The organism is Nocardioides sp. Z13_37 (assembly GCF_058355585.1).
In genome coordinates this window covers 1-18,492 of record NZ_JBZGDV010000005.1, presented here as the reverse complement: position 1 = coordinate 18,492, position 18,492 = coordinate 1, and the positions used below count along the sequence as shown (strand labels likewise).

Genomic DNA, 18,492 nt, shown 5'->3' with positions numbered 1-18,492 from the left:
GGCATGACCACGCGTCGGCGCCCGGGCCTGGGCACCAACCAGGAGCTCGCGCGTCGCCACAACCTCGGCACCGTGCTGCGCCACGTCCACGGCGCCGGCCAGCTCTCGCGTGCCGAGCTGACCGGGCGGATGGGCCTCAACCGCAGCACGATCGCGGCGCTCGTCAACGAGCTCGAGGCGCTCGGCGTCACCGAGCGGGCGCTCCCGCCCGAGGACGCCCCGCGCCAGGGCGCCGGTCGTCCGTCCGCGGGCGTGCGGATCGCCGCCCACGGCCCGTTCGTGATCGCCGTGGACCTCGGGGTCGACCGCGCGGTCGTGGCGCGGATCGGCCTGGGCGGACGGGTGCTGGCCCGCTCGCAGGCCCCGGTGCACAGCGACGGCGAGGCGTGGCAGGTGGGCGCAGCGGTCGCCGGGCTGATCCGGTGCGTGGTCGAGGAGGTCCCCGACACCGCCCCGATGGTCGGCATCGGGATCAGCGTGCCCGGTCTCGTGCGCAGCAACGACGGCCTCATCCGGCTGGCCCCCAACCTGGGCTGGCACGACGTCTCGTTCGGCGGGATCGTGCTGGCCGCCCTGGGCCTCGACGTCCCCGTCTCGATCGCCAACGACGCCGACCTGGGCGCCCTCGCCGAGCACGTGCGCGGGGTGGCCGTCGGGGTGGACGACCTCATCTACGTCTCGGGCAACGTCGGCGTCGGCGCCGGTGTCATCACCGGCGGGGTCCGGCTGGAGGGCGCGGGCGGCTACGCCGGCGAGGTGGGCCACCTGCGCTTCAACCCCGCCGGACGCGAGTGCCACTGCGGCAACCGGGGCTGCTGGGAGACCGAGGTCGGCGCCCACGCGATCGCCGAGGCGATCCACTGCCCGGCCGACCGGGTGGCCCAGCTCGGCGAGGTGCTCGACGGGTTCGGCGAGCCGTCGGCTGCGCTGCGCCAGACCGGGACGGCGCTGGGGCACGGGCTGGCCAGCATCGTCAACGTGTTCAACCCCCGCCAGGTCGTGCTGGGCGGCTACTTCCGCTCGCTCTACGCCTTGGTCGGCCCTCAGGTCCAGGCCGGGCTCGCCGACCGGGCGCTGCCGGCGCCGCTGGAGTCGGTGACGCTGACCCTGCCGGGGCTCGGCTGCGACTCGTCGCTGCTGGGGGCCGCGGAGATCGCCCTGGAGCCGCTGTTCGTGGACCCGGTCGCCGCCCTCTCCACGGCGCTGGTCGGGGTCGGCGCGCGACTCGCGGGCTGACGGCGGCGCCGGGGCCGGGCCCGGGCGGCGGAGCCGATAGCCTCCTCGCGATGTCCCGCGCCAGCCTGCTCACCGCCTGCCTGCTCGTCGTCGCGCCCGCGCTGACCGCCTGCATCAACGACGAGCCGACGATCGCGCTGCTCGTCGCCGACGGCACCGACTCCTCCTCGCGCGCGGTCGACGTCGAGCGCTTCACCGACCGGGTCGAGGCCACCTGCGACGAGTGCCGGGTGCGCGTCTACGACGCGGAGGGCGACGCCGAGACCCAGAAGAGCCAGGCCCGCCAGGCGGAGGCGTCCTCGGCGGGTGCCGCGGTCGTGGTGCCGGTCGACCCCGACGGGCTCGGCACGCTGACCGGCGGCGACCTGCCGGTCGTCTCGCTCGGCGAGCTGGTGCCGGGCTCCGAGCGCTTCGTCGGCCTGGAGAGCGGCGCGCTGCCGACCCAGTCCGGCAGCGACCTGGAGGCCGCTCGCGAGGTGGTCCGGGGCGAGGAGCGGTCGATGGCCTACGTCCCGACCCGGCAGATGAGCGAGCGTGCCGCCGACCTGGCTGTCGCGTTCCTCGCCGGCGAGCCCGTGGAGGGCGGGGTGGAGGTCGACGGCGTCGAGTCGTGGCTCTACCCCGACAGCGAGGTCACCGTCGACACGCTCACCTCGGTGCTGGTCGCCGACGGCGTGCTCACCCTCGACGAGCTGTGCAGCGGCGACACGAGCAAGCGGTGTGCGAGGCTGGGGCTGAGATGATGGCGCCGCGATGATCGAGATCCTCACCCCTGCCCAGGTCGACCGCGCCCGCCGCACCGGCGCGCTCGTCGGCGAGATCCTGCAGACCCTCCGGTCGCGCTGCGAGGTCGGCACCAACCTGCTCGACCTCGACCGCTGGACGGCCGAGATGATCCGCGCCGCGGGTGCCGAGTCGTGCTACGTCGACTACGCCCCCTCCTTCGGCAGCGGACCCTTCGCTCACTACGTCTGCACGTCGGTCAACGACGCCGTGCTGCACGGCCGCCCGCGCGACCAGCGGATCGCCGACGGCGACCTGGTCAGCCTCGACCTCGCCGTGCGCCTGGACGGCGTCGCGGCCGACTCCGCGATCAGCTTCGTGGTGGGGCAGGGCCGCCCGCCCGGCAGCGTCGAGCTGATCGAGACGACCGAGCGCGCGCTGGCGGCGGGGATCGCCGCGGCGGGCCCCGGCGCCCGGATCGGCGACATCTCGCACGCCATCGGCACCGTGCTCACCGAGGCCGGCTACCCCATCAACATGCAGTTCGGCGGCCACGGCATCGGCACCACGATGCACCAGGACCCCCACGTCGCCAACGACGGCCGCGCGGGACGGGGCTACCAGCTGCGTCCGGGCCTGCTGCTGGCGCTCGAGCCGTGGATCATGGCCGACACCGACGAGCTGGTCACCGACGAGGACGGCTGGACGCTGCGCAGCGCCACCGGCTGCCTGACGGCCCACAGCGAGCACACCGTCGCCATCACCGACGACGGCGCAGAGGTCCTCACCCGCGCGCGCTGAGCCTCAGTGCACCGTCTCGAGCGGTGCCTCCGCCTCGGCGGGCGAGAGCGGGGCGTCCTCCCTGTCGAGCCGGCTGGGCCACCAGATCTTCCCGCCGAGGTCGAGGTTGAGCGCGGTCACCAGGACCGAGCGGACCACCAGGGTGTCGAGCATGACTCCCAGCGCGACGGCGACGCCGAGCTCGGCGAGGAACACCAGCGGCAGCGAGCCGAGCACGAGGAACGTCGCCGCGAGCACGATGCCGGCCGAGGTGATCACGCCGCCGGTCGAGGCCAGGGCGATCAACGAGCCGCGACGGGTGCCGTGCTGCTCGGTCTCCTCCCGCACCCGGGTCATCAGGAAGATGTTGTAGTCGATGCCGAGCGCCACCAGGAACACGAAGGCGAACAGCGGGAACCCTGGGTCGGATCCGGCGAAGCCGAAGACGTACTCGAACAGCAGCGCCGAGATGCCGAGCGCCGCGCCGAAGGACAGCACCACGGTCGCGATCAGGATGAGCGGCGCCACCAGTGCGCGGAGCAGCCCGATGAGGATGACCAGCACCACCAGCAGGACGAGCGGCATGATCACCCAGCTGTCGCGCTCGGAGGCGATCTTGGTGTCGAGGAAGAATGCCGAGCCGCCGCCCACGAGCGCGTCGGCGCCGTCGACCGCGTGCGCGACGTCGCGCGACTCCTCGACGACGTCGGAGGCGGCGGTGGAGGAGATGTCGGCCTCGATCGTGGCCTCGAACCAGGCGCGGCCGTCGGACAGGGGCTGCACCTCGCCGGGGGCGCCGAGGCCGTCGATGCCCGCGAGGGCGTCGATCACGGCGGGGGCGCGGTCGGCGTCGGTGACGACCTGGAGGGTGTTGGAGTTGTCGGACAGGCCGTGGTCCTCGAGGAGCCTCTGCCCCTTGATGGAGTCGAACTCCTGGGTGTAGGTGTCCTCGGTCGACAGGCCCGAGGCGTCGAGCCGGAACAGCCCGAGGCACGCCAGCAGCAGCAGGCCCGTGGTGGTCACCCACACCCGGCGCGGGTGGTGGCTGATCCGGCGCCCGACGCGGGCCCAGAGGCCGTCGGCGGTCGGCTCGGGGCTGCCGAACGCCGGGCGCTTGGGCCAGAAGACCCAGCGGCCGCAGATCACCAGCAGCGCGGGCAGCAGCGTGAGCATCACGATCATCGTCACCGCGACGCCGATGGCGTTGACCGGGCCGAGCCCGGCGGTCGAGTTGAGCTCGGCGAAGGACAGGCACAGCATGCCGACCGCGACCGTGGCCGCGCTGGCGAGGATCGCCGGTGCGGCGCGGTGCAGCGCGACGGCCATCGCCTCGTGGCGGTCGGCGTGCCGGCGCAGCTCCTCGCGGTAGCGGGCGACGAGCAGGAGGGCGTAGTCGGTGCCGGCGCCGATCACCAGGATGCTCAAGATGGCCTGGCTCTGGCCGTTGACCGTGAGGCCGGCGTCCCTGGCCAGCAGGTAGACCACCCCGGTCGCGATCGTGTTGGCGACGACCGCGCAGATGATCGGCAGCAGCCACAGCACCGGGCTGCGGTAGGTGAAGAGCAGGATCACCACGACGACGCTGAGGGTGATCAGGATCAGGTTGGTGTCGATGCCCTCGAACGCCTCGGCCGAGTCGGCCGCCTGCCCGCCGTAGCCGGCCAGGTGCACCTCGCCGCCGTCGAGCTGGGCGATGTCACGGATCTCGTCGGCCGCCTCGGGGATGGCGTTCCAGCCGTCGCTGCCGAAGTTGAGCACGAGGTAGAGGTAGGCGACCTCGCCGTCCTCGGAGACGAGCGTCGGCACCGGAGCGCCCCCGGCGGCCGCGGCCTCGGCGGCGGCCGGCGTCAGCACGCCGTCACCGGTCACGCCGTCGAGCTCGGCGATCTCCGCGCCGTCGGACTCCAGCTGCGCGAGGTCGTCGTCGGTGAGCCCGCCGTCGCGCTGGTAGACCACCAGCGTCGGGATGTCGTTGGGGTCCACCGACTGCGAGAGCTCGTCGAGCACTCGCGTCGACTCCGCCGACTCGGGGAGCCACGACGACGCCTCGTTGTTCTGGACGTCGGCCAGCTGGCTCGAGAACATCCCCATGAACCCGGTGATGGCCACCGCGGCGGCGAGGACGATCCACTTCGTGATGCGGCCCGTCAATGACCCTGCGATCCGTCGATGCATGCGTTCCAGAACAACAGCGGTCGCCGCGCCTGTGCATCCGTAATACCCCTGAGGTCTAGACCAGGTCGATCCCGGGGTCGGCTCCGGGGCTCACCCCCTTGCCCGGCGTCCCGGACGGTCGTCAGCGCGTCTGGAGCTGGAACGGCGCCCGGGTGTCCATCGACCCGCGGCGGGGAGCGACGGCGTACTCCATCGAGCCGTCGACGCCGAGCCGGACGACCGCCCAGCGGTCGGCCTGGTAGGTCACCACGAGCACGTGCTCGGCGTCCTCCCACACCTCGTCGAAGTAGGTCGCGGACCGGTCGTCGCGGGCGGAGGCGAACGAGCGGACCACCGACCCGTCAGCGGTCGAGAGGATGTCGAGGGCACGGGGGCCGAAGCCGTCGGCGTACGCCGGGGTGCCGAGGACGCGGCGGTTGTCGGGCGAGATGTCGGAGAGCTGGTTGTCGCAGGTGCGCCACCGCAGCCGCGACCCGCGCAGCATGGCGCTGCAGGAGCCGGTGTCGCTGAGGGAGGTGATGCCGCCGACCCAGCGTCCCCGTGCGGTGGAGGTCAGGCGCAGCCGCGGAACGCGGTCGGCGATGCCGTGCGAGGAGGTGCGCCAGGCGCGGGCACCGTTGACGTAGACCGTGCAGCCGTGGCCCGTCGCGTCCTCCTTGCAGTCCTCGCCGACCACCGCGACGGCCCGGCCCCGGCCCGCGATCGGGACCGCGCGGAACGACAGCACCCGGTCGCCCGCGTCGTCGATCGACCACACCCTGCCCGCCCGGCCCGAGAAGGCGACCGCCCGGCCCTGCGCCGAGACGGCCAGCCCGTAGCCGGTGCGCCACTCGCGCCGCCCGGGGGAGCCGTCGGCGTCGATCCACCTCGTCGTGGTCGCACCACCGCCGATGGACTGCACGACGTAGCCGGACCCCATCGGCGCGATCTCGACGACCCTGTTGTCCACCGGCGTCCGGGTGCCGTCGGCGCCGTGGATGACGGTCCGGCCCGCCCGCCGCTCGCTCCACGCGACAGCGGGTGGCGCGCCCTGGTCGAGCCCCCGGACGTCGAGGACCGTCCGTGGAGCGGCACGCTCAGCGCTCGCCGCGGTGGGAGCGGCGAGGGCGAGGCCCAGGGACAGGCCCAGCGCGAGGGCGGTGCAGAGGGACGGGCGCAAGGAGGTCGTCATGATGAGGAGACGTCCGGGCGGGGCCGGAGGTTGTCTGCCCCGCTCAGCCGGAGTAGAGGCCGTCGACCACGTCGGCGTACTTGGTGCGCACGACGCGGCGCTTGAGCTTGAGGGTCGGGGTGAGCTCCTCGGACTCGGCCGTCCACTCGTCGGCCAGCAGCTCCCACGCCTTGACCTGCTCGGGCCGCGAGAGCCGCTCGTTGGCCTTGTCCACCGCCGCCTGCGCCATCGCCCGGATCTCGGGCCGCGACGACAGGTCGGCGAGGTCGGTGAACTCGAGGCCCAGCTTCTGCGCGACGAGCGGGGCGATCTCCCCGTCGAGGGTGAGGATCGCGACGACGTAGGCGCGGTCGTCGCCGATGGCCATCGCGTGGCCGATGATCGGCGACTCCTTGAGGTAGTTCTCGATGTTGGAGGGCGCGATGTTCTTGCCCGCCGAGGTGATGATCAGCTCCTTCTTGCGGTCGACGACGGAGTAGAAGCCGTCCTCGTCGACGGTGCCGATGTCGCCGGTGTGCACCCACCCGTCCTCGTCGAGGAGGGTGCGGGTGGCCGCCTCCTGCTTGTAGTAGCCGGGGGTGTTGACCGGGCCCCGGCAGAGGATCTCGCCGTCCTCGGCGAGCCGCACCTCGATGCCCGGGTTGGGCCGCCCGACGGTGCCGAGCTTGAACGCGTCGGGCCCGTTGGAGGTGAAGGCGCCCGTGGTCTCGGTCATGCCGTAGACGTCGTAGACGCGCAGGCCGAGACCGCCCATGAACTTCGCGACCTCCAGGGGCATCGGCGCCGCGGCACTCGCGGCCCACGTCACCTGGTCGAGGCCGAGCAGCAGGCGGAGGAAGGCGAGGATCGCCTCGTCGGCCTTGGCGAAGGCCTCCTCGACCTCGGGCGTCATCTGGTTGCCGTACTCGTGGGCCTGCGTCCACGCGAGCCCGGCCGCCATCGCGTCGGTGACGAGCTTCTGGTTGGCGGGGTCGGGGTCCTCGGCGAGCTTGGCCGAGATGCCGGTCTTGATCTTCTCCCACACGCGCGGCACGCCGAAGAAGGCGGTCGGGTGCACCTCGCCGAGCGCGCCGAGCAGGCCGGCGGGGTCGGGGATGGCGTGCACGTGGCTGCCGAGGAACGGGGGAGCGTACGTCGCGAGGATCCGCTCGGCGATGTGCGCGAGCGGGAGGTAGCTGATCGTGCGCTGCGGGCCGTGCAGGCCGCCGGCGTCGAGGGTGGAGACGGCCTCGTACATGACGTTGTGGTGGGTGAGCACCACGCCCTTGGGGTTGCCGGTCGTGCCGGAGGTGTAGAGGAACGTCGCGGGCAGGTCGGGGGTGATCTGCTCTATCCGCGCGTCGACCGCGCCGGTGTCCGCGCCGCGGGCCAGCAGCTCCTCCCAGGTCATCACGCGCGGGTCGTCGACCCGGTCGGCGTCGGCGAGCATGACCACGTGGCGGATCGAGTCGACCCGGTCGAGGGCCGGCTCCCAGCGCTGGTAGCGGTCGTGGTCCTCGAGCACCACGACGACGGGCCGCGCCTCGCCGGCGATGAAGGCGACCTGCTCCTGCGCGAGGGTGTTGTAGATCGACATGGGCACGGCCGCCGCCGTCATCGCGCCGTAGTCGGCCAGCGTGTGCGCCGTGCGGTTGGCGGCCATGATCGCCACCGGGTCGCCGGCCTGCACGCCGAGGTCGATCAGCGCGGCGGCCACCTGCCGGGTGAGCTCCCACGTCTCGCCCCAGGTGATGGTGGACCAGGTCTGGCCCTCGGGCACGTCGAAGCGGTCGGAGAACGCGGGGAGGTCGGGGTTCTCCTCGGCGGCCCGGCGCACGGTGGCCGGCATGTGCAGGCCGACGATGCGGGACTCGTACTCCTCGCGGGCGGCAAGGACGTCGAGGTCGGTCTGGGTCGCGGTCATTCCGGCTCCTCGGGTGCGTGTGGCGGGGGTCACATCATGGTCGAGCGGACCTCGGCTGGCTAGGGTTCGTGGCGTGTACTCCGACCACGCCCCCTGCGCCGTCTGCGGCTCCGAGGTGCGGCTGCGGCCCCACCCGGGCACCGACGGCCCGTCCACGGACGCACCGGCCGGCCCCTCCGACGGCGTGGTCGGTGGCGGCGACCCGACCGTCGACCTGCGCGAGTGCACCAACGGGGACTGCCCAACCCGGCGGGCCGACGGGCCCGACGCCTGAGGCGTGGACGACGGGCCGGCTGGGTACCTGAGCGGCATGCCGACCTCAGTGGGAGATCCTCCGTCCGCCGCCGCGAGCCTGATGTACGGCGTCGGGCTGGGCGGGTTCGTCGACGGGATCGTGCTGCACCAGATCCTCCAGTGGCACCACATGGTCAGCGCCACCGGCGACTACCCGGTCACCACCGTCGCGGGCCTGGAGGTCAACACCCTCGCCGACGGCTTCTTCCACCTGGTCACGTGGTTCGTCGTGGTGGGGGCGTCGATCGTCACCCTCGCGCAGTGGCGGCAGGGACGGCTCCCGCCGAGCTGGCGCTTCCACGTCGGCGGGCTGCTCGCCGGGTGGGGCGGCTTCAACCTCGTCGAGGGACTCGTCGACCACCAGCTCCTCGGCGTGCACCACGTGCGCGACGACCTCGGCGGTCCGCTCGCCTGGGACCTCGGCTTCCTCGCCTTCGGCGCGCTGCTGGTCGCGGCCGGCTGGGCCCTGATGCGCGCGGGCTCACGTGAGCTCGAGGACCGGGCGTGGACGCCTACGTCCGTGGCGGGAGCCGGTGGAGCGTGACGTCGCGGAGCTCCCCGTCGGCGACGCTCGCGGTCAGGTAGGTGCAGTGCGGTTGGCGGCGTCGGTCGGTGGGGGAGCCGGGGTTGAGCAGCCGCAGGCCGGTCGGGGCGACGGTGTCCCACGGGATGTGGCTGTGGCCGAAGACGAGCACGTCGAGGTCGGCGTACGCCGCCGCCATCCGCTCCTCGCGGCCCTTGGCCTGGCCGGTCTCGTGCACCACCCCGAGGCGTACGCCCTCGAGCTCGACCCGCGCCACCTCGGGCAGCCGCTCGCGCAGCGGGCCGTGGTCGTTGTTGCCCCAGCACGCGACGAGCCGCGCCGAGCGCGCCTCGAGCTCGTCGAGCAGCCCGACATCGACCCAGTCGCCGGCGTGCACGACGACGTCCGCCTCCTCGACCGCGCGCCACACCTCGGCCGGCAGGTCGCGGGCGCGCTTGGGGACGTGGGTGTCGGCGAGGAGGAGCAGCCGGGTGACCATGGCCCCAGTCAACTGCACGCGGGTGGGTACCTTCGAGGCATGACCCCCGATCAGAACACCACCGACGACATGGTCGCCGAGTCCGCGCTGCAGCTGTGGTCAGCGGCGCAGACCGACTTCGACCCCTTCGAGGTTGCTCCGTCCGAGTGGCCGGAGACGACCGTGCCGGTCCGCGACGTCGACATCGCCGTCGACACCCGCCTCGAGGTCGACGACGTGCGCCCGGCGCTCGAGCGGCTCGACGGCGTGAAGGTCGTGCTCGGCCGGGATGCCGGGACACTCAGCGTGCTGCGGGTGGTGCCGGAGGAGACTCCGCTGTAGCGGCAGGCCAGCCGTCAGGCGTGGCGCACGACCAGACGGCCGCCGTCGACCTCCCAGCGCTGGTCGAGCCGGACGTTGGCCAGCAGGCGCCGGTCGTGCGAGACCAGCAGGAGCGCGCCGTCGTACGACGCCAACGCGTCCTCGAGCTGCTCGATGGCCGGCAGGTCGAGGTGGTTGGTCGGCTCGTCGAGGACCAGCAGGTTGACCCCGCGCGCCTGCAACAGCGCCATGGACGCACGGGTGCGCTCGCCGGGGGACAGGCGCGCGACCAGGCTGGCGACCTGGTCGGCCTTGAGGCCGAACTTGGCGAGCAGCGTGCGCACCTCGGCCTGCGTCATCTCGGGGACGACGGCCTCGAAGGCGTCGCCGAGCGGCAGGTCCTCCGCCAGGCCCGTGCGGGCCTGGTCGATGACGCCGATGGACACCGAGGCACCCAGCGAGGCGGTGCCGGTGTCGGGCGCCGTGCGCCCGAGCAGCAGGCGCAGGAGCGTGGTCTTGCCCGCCCCGTTGGGGCCGGTGATGCCGATCCGGTCGCCCGCGTCGACCTGCGCGGAGACGGGCCCGAGGCGGAAGTCGCCGAAGCTCTTGGTCGCCTCGTTGAGCGTGGCCACGACCGCGCTGGAGCGCGGGGCGGCGGCGATGTCGAACTGCAGGACCCACTCCTTGCGTGGCTCCTCCACCTCGTCGAGCCGCGCGATGCGCGACTCCATCTGGCGCACCTTCTGGGCCTGCTTCTCCGACGACTCGGTGGCGGCCCGGCGCCGGATCTTGTCGTTGTCGGGGCTCTTGCGCATCGCGTTGCGCACCCCCTGCGAGCTCCACTCGCGCTGGGTGCGCGCCCGCTGCACGAGGTCGGCGCGGGTCGAGGCGTACTGCTCGTAGGCCTCCCGCGCGTGGCGGCGGGCGACGGCGCGTTCCTCCAGGAACGCCTCGTAGCCGCCGTCGTAGACGCTGACCCTGCCCTGGGCGAGGTCGAGCTCGACGATCCGGGTGACGCAGCGCGCGAGGAACTCGCGGTCGTGCGAGACCAGCACCACGCCACCGCGCAGCCCCTGCACGAACGCCTCCAGCCGCGCCAGCCCGTCGAGGTCGAGGTCGTTGGTCGGCTCGTCGAGCAGCACGATGTCGAAGCGGCTGAGCAGCAGCGCGGCCAGCGCCGCGCGGGCGGCCTGTCCACCGGAGAGCGTGGTCATCAGGGCGTCGGGGCCGACGTCGAGGCCGAGGTCGGCCAGCACCGGGCCGATCCGGTCCTCGAGGTCCGGTGCCCCGCTCGCCAGCCACCGGTCGAACGCCACCGCGTAGGCGTCGTCGGCCTCGGGCTCGCCCGAGCCGAGCGCCACCGCGGCCGCCTCCATCGCTGCGGTCGCCTCGGCCGCACCCGTGCGCCGAGCGAGGTAGTGGGCGATCGTCTCCCCGGGCACGCGCTCGTGCTCCTGGGGCAGCCATCCGACGAAGGCGTCGCGCGGCGCGCACTCCACGGAGCCGGCCATCGGCGGCACCGTCCCGCTGAGCAGCGACAGGAGCGTCGACTTACCGGCGCCGTTGGCGCCGACCACGCCGATCACGTCGCCCGGCGCGACGGTGAGGTCGAGGCCCTCGAAGAGCACCCGGTGGCCGTGCCCGCCGGCGAGGTCCTTCGCGACGAGGGTGGCGTTCACGCCGAGGAGCCTACGGCCGGGCTCAGGCGCCGTCCTCGACCAGGGTCGTGGCGGGCAGCCAGTCGGCGCCGAGGAGCTGGGCGAGGTCGGCGAGGCCGCTGGTGTCGCCGCCCACCGTGTCGGAGGCCGCGGCGATGCGCTCGACCATGACCTTGCCGACCTGCTCCTCGACCGTGCCCTCGGCGTAGGCGATGTGCCACGGGGAGACCTGGTGGTCGCGGTGGGTGCGACCGGTCACCTGCCGGCCGGCGATGCCCGAGAAGCGGGCCTGGTGGAAGACCCCGACCCGCGGCTCGGTGCTCGCCTGACGGCCCCCGTCCAGGGTCTCGCCGGCGTGCAGGCTGATCGAGGCGACCGTGGTGAAGACGCAGACCTTGGCCTGCCCGGTCTGGAACCGGATCCGCTCGGCCTCGGGGTCGAACCGGTCGCGGCCGTAGATCGTGGCGACCTCGATGCCGCTGTCGCGCAGCCGGTCGGCGATCGGGTCGGCGGCAGTGCCGACGAACTCGACCGAGCACGCCACCTGTCGCTCGGCCCGGACCTGCTGGGCGATCCAGTCGACCGTCGAGTCGACCCGGATCAGCCCGGCCTTCTGCCGGAACCGCAGCAGCGCGGCCCGCCCCTTGGCGACGTTGCGGCCGCGGCGCGCGATGTCCATCTCGCGACAGAACTCGCCCCACTCCGCCTCGTACGCCGCGCGCTCCGCTGGCGTGAGCGCCACCGGCATGCCGGAGATCGGCACCGGACCCCACGGCGCGGCGCGGTGCAGCATCGCCGCCGGGCTCGCGTCGTCGAGCCACCCCCGCACCAGCGCGAGGTCCGCCGCGCGCCGCGCCGGGTCGGTGGTCCACGTCGCCCCGTAGCGTCCCTGCTCCACCCCGACGCCGTGGCGCTCGAGCGCGGTGGCGAAGGCGTCCCCGGGTCGGGTCGCCGAGGCCCACTCCCGCATCGGCTCCCCGAGCACCTGCGCGTACGCCGGGGCGAGGTAGGGCAGCTCCAGCGGCGTGTGCCCGGGCGTCGCGGTGGTGGCGATGACGAACGGCGCCCGGTCGTGCGGCTTCCCGTGGCCGGAGATCCGCGCCCAGAGCTTCCACCGCTTCGTCGTCGTGCGGCGCAGGGCGTGGGCCTCGTCGGCGATGATCACGTCCCAGTCGTGGCCCGTGACCTTGTCCAGCCGGTCCCACGTGATCACGACCCACTCGAGGCCGCCGTCGCCCAGTGCGGTGATCGTGCGGCACCAGTGGCCGATCGTGATCGCCGCGGGCCGGTCGGCCACGACCAGCACCCGCCGCGCACCACGCAGGTCGCCGACGGCCTGCGCGCCGAGGACCGCGGAGATGGTCTTGCCGACGCCCGGCTCGTCGGCGAGCAGGAACTGCCGCCCGCCCGCCTCGGCGCGCGCCGCGATGGCGTCGGCCGCCTCGAACTGGATCCGCCGCGGCTCGAGGGTGTCGCTCGGCTCGGGGGCGGGCGTCGGGTCGTCGGGGTTGAGCGTGTTCTCGATGAACCGGCCGAGGGTGTGGGGACCCGGCGCGTAGGGCTCGAGGTGCGCGGGCAGCGCGCGCCCGACGTACAGGTGGGTCTTCACGGCCGGGTGCCACGCGGCGCCGTCGACCTGCGTGCCGTAGGGGACGTCGAGCACCCACACCCGCTCGCCCGGCCCGGCGACCGGGAGCGGCCTCTGCTGCGTACGTGCGCCGCCGCGGCGCGAGGGTGCGCTGCGTCGACGAGCACCGGATCGTCGAGGGCTGGCCACCCCGGGACGCTATCGGGGTCTCCCTCATGAGCAGCCGCGCCCCGCCCGTAGGGTGGCGGCGCCCGTCTCGGGGCCCACCTGGACGCCGACCCCGGCACGTCCTGTCGTCAGTGAAGGAACTCCATGTGCCGAGTGCTCGCCTACATCGGGCCGGAGACGCCGCTCGAGAGCCTGCTGCTCACGCCGTCGAACAGCCTGGTCAACCAGGCCCTCGACCCTGAGCACTACCCCGACCTCCAGCTGGCGGGCTGGGGGTTCGCGGCCTGGAGCGAGCACCTGCTCAACCCGGAGGACCCCTTCCACTACCGCCGGCCCATGGCGGCGTTCTACGACGACAACGCGCCGCACATCGTCCCCAGCCTGCGGGCCAACACGATGCTCGCCCACGTGCGCGCGGCCAGCTATGACTCGGCGGCCGTGATCGTCGACGAGAACTGCCACCCCTTCGCGTTCGACGAGACTCCCTGGGCCATCGCCCAGAACGGCGACCTGCCCAGCTGGATGCTGCTGCAGAGGGAGCTGCTGAAGCACTGCGAGGACAGGTACCTGACCCAGATGCGAGGCACCACGGACACGGAGTTCCTCTACGTGCTGCTGCTCTCGCTGCTCGACGGCGACACCGACAAGGACGTCCAGCGCGCGATCGAGGAGATGGTGGGCCTCATCGCCCAGGCGATGAAGGACCTCGACCTGCCCGCCCTGACCAAGCTGAAGATGGCGCTGGTGTCGCCGAGTCGGATCATCGGGGTCAACGTCGGTCTCGGGCACCAGGGCGAGACCCACCCGGCCGGCGACTGGAAGGTGCTGCGGGAGTCCGGTCCGGGCACGGACGACTTCGCCCTCTCGATGCTCCTCGAGCCGATGTACCTGCTCGTCGGCCGCCACGTGCCGCGCGACGACACCGCCTACGACTTCGAGGCGTGCGACGAGGAGGAGGCGACGGCCGCAATCTTCGCCTCCGAGGCGCTGACCGAGGACGCCGACGGCTGGTCGCACGTCGAGTTCGGCCAGATCGTGTTCCTCGAGAGGACCGACGGGCGCATCACCCGCACCGTCAACACGCTGTCGGTGTAGGCGGGTCGACCAGGAGCGCGGCTCAGTCGTCCTTGGGCATGACGATCCACCCGATGACGTACGCGAGCTCGCCCGCGCCCACGAGGCCGAAGATCACGAAGCCGAGGCGGACCAGGCCCCGAGGGATCCCGAACCTGTCTGCCAGGCCGGCGCAGACTCCGGCGATCCATCGGCCTTCGCTGGGGCGTACCAATCGCGACGTAGACATAGCCATCCTTTGACCGGCCCGAGGTCGGGAGCTGCACGAGGGCTCGTCATCCTTCCAGAAGCGACCGGGATGCGACAGCAGCGACAGCTTCCTCGGGGCGGTCGTACCTCAGGAACACGCAGCCGGTGGTCGAGGATGCCGTCTTCGTCAAGCTCAGCCTGGCGGGGGCGACGCGGTCGCCGAACAGTCGACGGCCGGCGCCTGCCAAGGTCGGGACGACGACGAGCTCGAGACGATCCACGAGGTCTGCTGCGAGCAGGGTCCTGGCGAGCGTGATGCTGCCGTGGACTCCGATGTCGCCACCGGGTCGCTTCTTCAGCCGCTTGACATATTCCGGGACCGGGACGTCGACCGCGACGGCCCGGTCCCAGGCTCCGTCCAGGGGGCGGGAGCTGAAGACGTGCTTGGTGGTGGTGTTGATGAAGTCTGCGAAGGGCTGCACGTCCGACGTCGGCCAGTGGTCGGACCAGTAGTCGTAGGTGCCGCGCCCGAGGAGGACGTCGTCTTGGCGATGGATGACCTCAGCGAGGTTGAGGAACACCTCCTCATCGGCCTCGAACATCCAGTCGCCCGGTTCCTCGGCGACGCCGTCGAGGGAGAGCAGGGTGTACAGGGTCAGGGCGCGCATCGGGCCTCCTCGTGGGTCTCACCCCTACGTCGGATGGACGCGACTGATCTCGACATCCGTGCGTCGCCTTGTTGTCGCCGACAGGGGCGGCGCATTGACGCGTCGCGGGGGAGGGGTGTCTATTGGTGGGGCCGGCTCGGCGGCCCGATGTCAGGGAGCAGACGATGACTGCAGCGACGTACCTCGACGGCAACTTCGCGCCGGTGGCCACTGAGGTGACCGCCACGGATCTCGAGGTCACGGGCGCGGTGCCACCGGACCTGGCGGGCAGGTACATCCGCACCGGGCCGAACCCGTTCGCGGCGCAGGCCGACACGTACCACTGGTTCGCGGGCGACGGGATGGTGCACGGCGTCGACCTGCACGGCGGCCGGCCGCGTTGGTACCGCAACCGCTGGGTGCGCAGCCCCGAGGCGAGCGCGCGCCTGGGTGCGTCTCCCGTGCCCCATGCGGAGGGCGGGTGGTATCCCGGCTCGGGCAACACCAGCGTGTTCGCCCACGCCGGCCGGATCCTGGCCGTGACCGAGGGGTCGCTGCCCTACGAGCTGACGGGCGAGCTGGAGACGGTCGCCACCCGCAACTTCGGTGGCCCCCTGCCTGGCGGCATCAACGCTCACCCCAAGTTCGACCCGGGCACCGGTGAGATGCACGTGATGACCTACGGCTTCGACGACCCCGCGTTGCGCTATCACGTGATCGACCCTGCCGGAGAGCTCCTCAGGACTGTCGACGTCGACCTGCCGGCTCCGGTCATGCTCCACGACATGGGCCTGACCGCCTCCCGGGTGGTGCTCTTCGACCTGCCCGTGCTCTTCGACCTGGAGCTCGCTCTCCAGAGCGTCGCCCTGCCCTTCCGCTGGCGCCCCGACAACGGGGCTCGGGTCGGGCTCCTGCCCCGGGCCGGCACCGGGTCCGACGTCGTGTGGATCGACGTCGAGCCGTGCTTCGTCTACCACCCCCTCAACGCCTTCGACGACGGTGATCGAGTGATCATCGACCTGGTGGTGCACGACCATGCGTTCGCCGACGACGGGGAGCCGTTGGCCGATCGCCCCCGTCTGGAGCGCTGGACGATCGACCCGCGGGCACGCAAGGTCCTCACCGAGACGATCGACGACCGTGGCACGGAGTTCCCCCGCGGGGACGAACGACTCGTTGGCAGTCGCCACCGCTACGGCTACACGATCGGCGCATCCTCGGTGCGCGACCTCGGCGCCCTGGGTGATGACCCTCGGACCACTGTGCGCAAGCACGACCTCGTCGGCGGCACCACCGTCGAGGTGGACCTGGGCTCCGGCCGCATCGCCGGCGAGATGGCGTTCGTCCCGGCCGGCAGCGCGGCGGGCGAGGACGACGGGTGGCTCATGGGCTACGTGTACGACGCCGCGCGCGGCGCCAGCGACCTGGTCATCCTCGATGCCCACGACTTCGGGCACCCGGTCGCCACGGTCCATCTGCCGGTCCGGGTGCCGCAGGGATTCCACGGGAACTGGATCCCCGACTCCGCCCTCGCCTGAGCAGTCGGATCCGCTCCCGAGCCGCCTCGTCGTGACCCGGCCATCGACGCGCCGTACCGCATCCGCGTGGGCTCATTGGCCTGTCGTACGCCCGCAACGTGACCTGTACTGATGTTGGGCGCGCCGATTGGCGGCGGTGTGACGCTCATCGGAGAGGGCTTCTGGCAGAGCGCGAACAGCGCATGCAGCGGGGCTCACCTCACTGCGTTGCAGTGCCCTTGCCTGTGGGCAGAGCGGGTGCCGTGATCGATCGAGGTGGGCGTGCCGGTCAGATCAGCACGGTCAATAGCGGACTCATGGTCCCGGGCGACGGTGTAGAGACACTTCGGCGGTCCCGGATGGCGATTCGGGGCGGGGAACGTGCCACGCGGGACCCTCGCTGCGACCCCCGTTGCTCTCAAGGTATAGCCGGTCGGGGGGCTTGCCGCAAGGGCCCGGCGTTGCCTCAGAATCAGCCGCTGGACTGGGCCTGGGGCGCCCGCTGAAGGAGGATTCATGCACGACGTGATCATCGTGGGGGGCGGGTCGACCGGGATGATGCTCGCCATCGAGCTGCGGCTGCACGACATCAACACGCTCGTACTCGAGCGAGACGCTGAGCCGACACGAATGGTGCGGTCGCTCGGGCTGCACATGCGAAGCATCGAGATCATGGCGATGCGCGGACTGCTCGATCGCTTCCTGGACCAGGGACAGGTCTACCCGCTCAGCGGCATGTTCGCCGGCATCACCAAGCCACTTCCCCGCGAGCTTGAGTCGCGGCACGCGCACATTCTCGGCATCCCGCAGCCCACCACCGATCGACTGTTGGCCGACCGCGCCGTCGAGCTCGGCGCTGAGGTCCGGCGCGAGTGCGACGTCGTCGGAGTCCATCAGGACGATGAGGATGTCACCGTCGAACTCGCCGACGGCACCCGCCTGGGGGCGGCATACGTCATCGGGTGCGACGGCGGGCGCAGCACAGTTCGGCGGCAGCTCGGCATCGACTTCTCCGGGGAGCCGCCGCGGCAGGAGTGGCTGCTCGTCGAGGCCGAGGTCGACGCGACCGAGGACGAGCTGGCCGAGGCCAGGGAGGCAGGCAAGGCGCGGGGCCTCTTGTTCGGGCCGGCGCCGCACGAAGTCGGGGTGCAGCGCTTCGTCTTGACGACCGCGGCGCCCGTCGAGGACCGCAGCGTCCCGCCCACATTGAAGGAGTTCACCGATCGCGTCCGTGAGATGACAGGTACCGACCTTGGCATCACCGTGGCCCGCTCGGTGTCCCGGTTCGGGGACGGCACGCGTCTGGCCGAGCGCTACCGCGTCGGTCGCATCTTTCTCGCTGGCGACGCTGCCCACGTGCATGCCCCTGTGGGCGGGCAGGGCCTCAACCTCGGCCTCCAGGACGCCGTCAACCTCGGCTGGAAGCTCGTCGGAGCCGTCCGCGGCTGGGGGGCTGACGGACTGCTCGAGACCTACGAGGCCGAGCGACGACCCGTGGCCGAGGACACGCTCGCCAGCACGCGGGCGCAGAGCGAACTGGTGTGGCCCAATGGTGACGTGTCGGCGGTGCGGCGGCTGCTCGAGGAGCTCATGGCGATCGACCAGGTCAACCTCTCCCTCACCGAGAAGACCACCGGCACGGGCATCCGCTACGAATGCGGCGATGGGCACGACCTCCTGGGCAAGCGGATGCCGGACGTCGAACTGGAGGGCAACTGGCTGTACGACCGGATGCACCGCGGGCGCGGTGTGCTCCTCAGCCACAAGGGGGCGCTTACCGTGGACGGCTGGGGTGATCGGGTGGACGTGGTCTCGCAACGGCTCGCTGGTCCTGAAAAGCACGAGCACGTGACAGAGTCGACCTTGATCCGCCCGGATGGGCATGTGGCGTGGGTCGGCGAAGATCAGGCGGGGCTCCGGGCCGCCCTGACGCGATGGTTCGGATCAAGCGCAAACTGACGCGGTGGGACGTGGGTAGCCCAGACAGGACTCGTGGCGTGGTGAGGGCCGCGGTTCGCAGGACATGGGAATCGCACAAGCCGAAGCC

17 protein-coding genes are annotated in these 18,492 nt (G+C 72.3%); 9 read left to right on the top strand and 8 right to left on the bottom strand.

The window, feature by feature from the left end:
- Positions 1-3: 3 nt before the first annotated feature.
- The 3 genes from AC4H2S_RS12950 to map are packed head-to-tail and all read left to right on the top strand — an operon-like array spanning position 4 to position 2,760.
- A complete protein-coding gene (locus tag AC4H2S_RS12950; protein WP_491497398.1) occupies positions 4-1,236 on the top strand; it encodes an ROK family protein in 1,233 nt (410 codons plus the stop codon).
- A gap of 50 nt (positions 1,237-1,286) precedes the next feature.
- Positions 1,287-1,979: a hypothetical protein gene (locus AC4H2S_RS12945; protein WP_491497397.1), complete on the top strand. Its 693-nt coding sequence runs from the start codon at positions 1,287-1,289 to the stop codon at positions 1,977-1,979.
- 10 nt (positions 1,980-1,989) lie between these two features.
- Positions 1,990-2,760 (top strand): type I methionyl aminopeptidase, encoded by a 771-nt coding sequence (gene map, locus AC4H2S_RS12940; RefSeq protein WP_491497396.1) that lies wholly within the window; start codon positions 1,990-1,992, stop codon positions 2,758-2,760.
- 3 nt (positions 2,761-2,763) lie between these two features.
- Here the strand turns inward: map and AC4H2S_RS12935 are convergent, their stop codons facing one another.
- From AC4H2S_RS12935 to AC4H2S_RS12925, 3 genes are all read right to left on the bottom strand, one after another.
- Positions 2,764-4,914 (bottom strand): MMPL family transporter, encoded by a 2,151-nt coding sequence (locus tag AC4H2S_RS12935; RefSeq protein ID WP_491497395.1) that lies wholly within the window; start codon positions 4,912-4,914, stop codon positions 2,764-2,766.
- 121 nt (positions 4,915-5,035) lie between these two features.
- Entirely contained in the window at positions 5,036-6,085 is a 1,050-nt protein-coding gene (locus AC4H2S_RS12930) for a hypothetical protein (RefSeq protein WP_491497394.1), read from the bottom strand.
- 43 nt (positions 6,086-6,128) lie between these two features.
- Positions 6,129-7,988 (bottom strand): AMP-dependent synthetase/ligase, encoded by a 1,860-nt coding sequence (locus tag AC4H2S_RS12925; protein ID WP_491497393.1) that lies wholly within the window; start codon positions 7,986-7,988, stop codon positions 6,129-6,131.
- Positions 7,989-8,061: 73 nt separating this feature from the next.
- Between AC4H2S_RS12925 and AC4H2S_RS12920 the strand changes: the two genes are divergently transcribed.
- Both AC4H2S_RS12920 and AC4H2S_RS12915 read left to right on the top strand, forming a co-directional pair.
- Complete coding sequence (locus AC4H2S_RS12920; RefSeq protein WP_491497392.1) at positions 8,062-8,262, top strand: hypothetical protein; 201 nt, start codon at positions 8,062-8,064, stop codon at positions 8,260-8,262.
- 48 nt (positions 8,263-8,310) lie between these two features.
- Entirely contained in the window at positions 8,311-8,826 is a 516-nt protein-coding gene (locus tag AC4H2S_RS12915) for a DUF2243 domain-containing protein (RefSeq protein WP_491497391.1), read from the top strand.
- On the opposite strand, the gene AC4H2S_RS12910 is transcribed toward AC4H2S_RS12915, so the two are convergent.
- The gene (locus AC4H2S_RS12910; RefSeq protein ID WP_491497390.1) at positions 8,795-9,304 is read right to left on the bottom strand and encodes a metallophosphoesterase family protein; all 510 of its coding nucleotides are present in this window, start codon (positions 9,302-9,304) and stop codon (positions 8,795-8,797) included. The two genes, AC4H2S_RS12915 and AC4H2S_RS12910, sit on opposite strands and share 32 nt — an antisense overlap.
- A gap of 39 nt (positions 9,305-9,343) precedes the next feature.
- Between AC4H2S_RS12910 and AC4H2S_RS12905 the strand changes: the two genes are divergently transcribed.
- Complete coding sequence (locus AC4H2S_RS12905) at positions 9,344-9,625, top strand: hypothetical protein (RefSeq protein ID WP_491497389.1); 282 nt, start codon at positions 9,344-9,346, stop codon at positions 9,623-9,625.
- Between the two features lie 14 nt (positions 9,626-9,639).
- Here AC4H2S_RS12905 and AC4H2S_RS12900 read toward each other — a convergent pair whose 3' ends face one another.
- Together AC4H2S_RS12900 and AC4H2S_RS12895 are read right to left on the bottom strand one after the other, a co-directional pair.
- Positions 9,640-11,283: an ABC-F family ATP-binding cassette domain-containing protein gene (locus AC4H2S_RS12900; protein WP_491497388.1), complete on the bottom strand. Its 1,644-nt coding sequence runs from the start codon at positions 11,281-11,283 to the stop codon at positions 9,640-9,642.
- 22 nt (positions 11,284-11,305) lie between these two features.
- Entirely contained in the window at positions 11,306-12,925 is a 1,620-nt protein-coding gene (locus tag AC4H2S_RS12895; RefSeq protein ID WP_491497387.1) for a DEAD/DEAH box helicase, read from the bottom strand.
- A gap of 237 nt (positions 12,926-13,162) precedes the next feature.
- Here AC4H2S_RS12895 and AC4H2S_RS12890 point away from each other — a divergent pair, with 237 nt between their 5' ends.
- Complete coding sequence (locus AC4H2S_RS12890; RefSeq protein ID WP_491497386.1) at positions 13,163-14,113, top strand: class II glutamine amidotransferase; 951 nt, start codon at positions 13,163-13,165, stop codon at positions 14,111-14,113.
- Between the two features lie 22 nt (positions 14,114-14,135).
- Here AC4H2S_RS12890 and AC4H2S_RS12885 read toward each other — a convergent pair whose 3' ends face one another.
- Together AC4H2S_RS12885 and AC4H2S_RS12880 are read right to left on the bottom strand one after the other, a co-directional pair.
- Positions 14,136-14,321, bottom strand: a complete 186-nt coding sequence (locus tag AC4H2S_RS12885) for a PspC domain-containing protein (protein ID WP_491497385.1) — start codon at positions 14,319-14,321, stop codon at positions 14,136-14,138.
- 46 nt (positions 14,322-14,367) lie between these two features.
- Positions 14,368-14,949, bottom strand: a complete 582-nt coding sequence (locus AC4H2S_RS12880; protein ID WP_491497384.1) for a dihydrofolate reductase family protein — start codon at positions 14,947-14,949, stop codon at positions 14,368-14,370.
- Between the two features lie 164 nt (positions 14,950-15,113).
- Between AC4H2S_RS12880 and AC4H2S_RS12875 the strand changes: the two genes are divergently transcribed.
- Together AC4H2S_RS12875 and AC4H2S_RS12870 are read left to right on the top strand one after the other, a co-directional pair.
- Positions 15,114-16,466, top strand: coding sequence for a carotenoid oxygenase family protein (locus AC4H2S_RS12875; RefSeq protein WP_491497383.1), 1,353 nt, complete (start codon positions 15,114-15,116; stop codon positions 16,464-16,466).
- A 495-nt stretch (positions 16,467-16,961) separates the two neighbouring features.
- Entirely contained in the window at positions 16,962-18,404 is a 1,443-nt protein-coding gene (locus AC4H2S_RS12870) for an FAD-dependent monooxygenase (RefSeq protein WP_491497382.1), read from the top strand.
- The last annotated feature ends 88 nt before the right edge of the window (positions 18,405-18,492 follow it).

Excerpts from the sequence above, each read along its gene's own strand:
- map (WP_491497396.1), top strand. The coding sequence starts at position 1,990 with ATGATCGAGATCCTCACCCCTGCCCAGGTCGACCGCGCCCGCCGCACC.
- AC4H2S_RS12870 (WP_491497382.1), top strand. The coding sequence starts at position 16,962 with ATGCACGACGTGATCATCGTGGGGGGCGGGTCGACCGGGATGATGCTC.
- AC4H2S_RS12890 (WP_491497386.1), top strand. The coding sequence starts at position 13,163 with ATGTGCCGAGTGCTCGCCTACATCGGGCCGGAGACGCCGCTCGAGAGC.
- AC4H2S_RS12935 (WP_491497395.1), bottom strand. The coding sequence starts at position 4,914 with ATGCATCGACGGATCGCAGGGTCATTGACGGGCCGCATCACGAAGTGG.
- AC4H2S_RS12925 (WP_491497393.1), bottom strand. The coding sequence starts at position 7,988 with ATGACCGCGACCCAGACCGACCTCGACGTCCTTGCCGCCCGCGAGGAG.
- AC4H2S_RS12930 (WP_491497394.1), bottom strand. The coding sequence starts at position 6,085 with ATGACGACCTCCTTGCGCCCGTCCCTCTGCACCGCCCTCGCGCTGGGC.
- AC4H2S_RS12885 (WP_491497385.1), bottom strand. The coding sequence starts at position 14,321 with ATGTCTACGTCGCGATTGGTACGCCCCAGCGAAGGCCGATGGATCGCC.
- AC4H2S_RS12910 (WP_491497390.1), bottom strand. The coding sequence starts at position 9,304 with ATGGTCACCCGGCTGCTCCTCCTCGCCGACACCCACGTCCCCAAGCGC.
- AC4H2S_RS12905 (WP_491497389.1), top strand. The coding sequence starts at position 9,344 with ATGACCCCCGATCAGAACACCACCGACGACATGGTCGCCGAGTCCGCG.
- AC4H2S_RS12945 (WP_491497397.1), top strand. The coding sequence starts at position 1,287 with ATGTCCCGCGCCAGCCTGCTCACCGCCTGCCTGCTCGTCGTCGCGCCC.
- AC4H2S_RS12950 (WP_491497398.1), top strand. The coding sequence starts at position 4 with ATGACCACGCGTCGGCGCCCGGGCCTGGGCACCAACCAGGAGCTCGCG.
- AC4H2S_RS12875 (WP_491497383.1), top strand. The coding sequence starts at position 15,114 with ATGACTGCAGCGACGTACCTCGACGGCAACTTCGCGCCGGTGGCCACT.
- AC4H2S_RS12880 (WP_491497384.1), bottom strand. The coding sequence starts at position 14,949 with ATGCGCGCCCTGACCCTGTACACCCTGCTCTCCCTCGACGGCGTCGCC.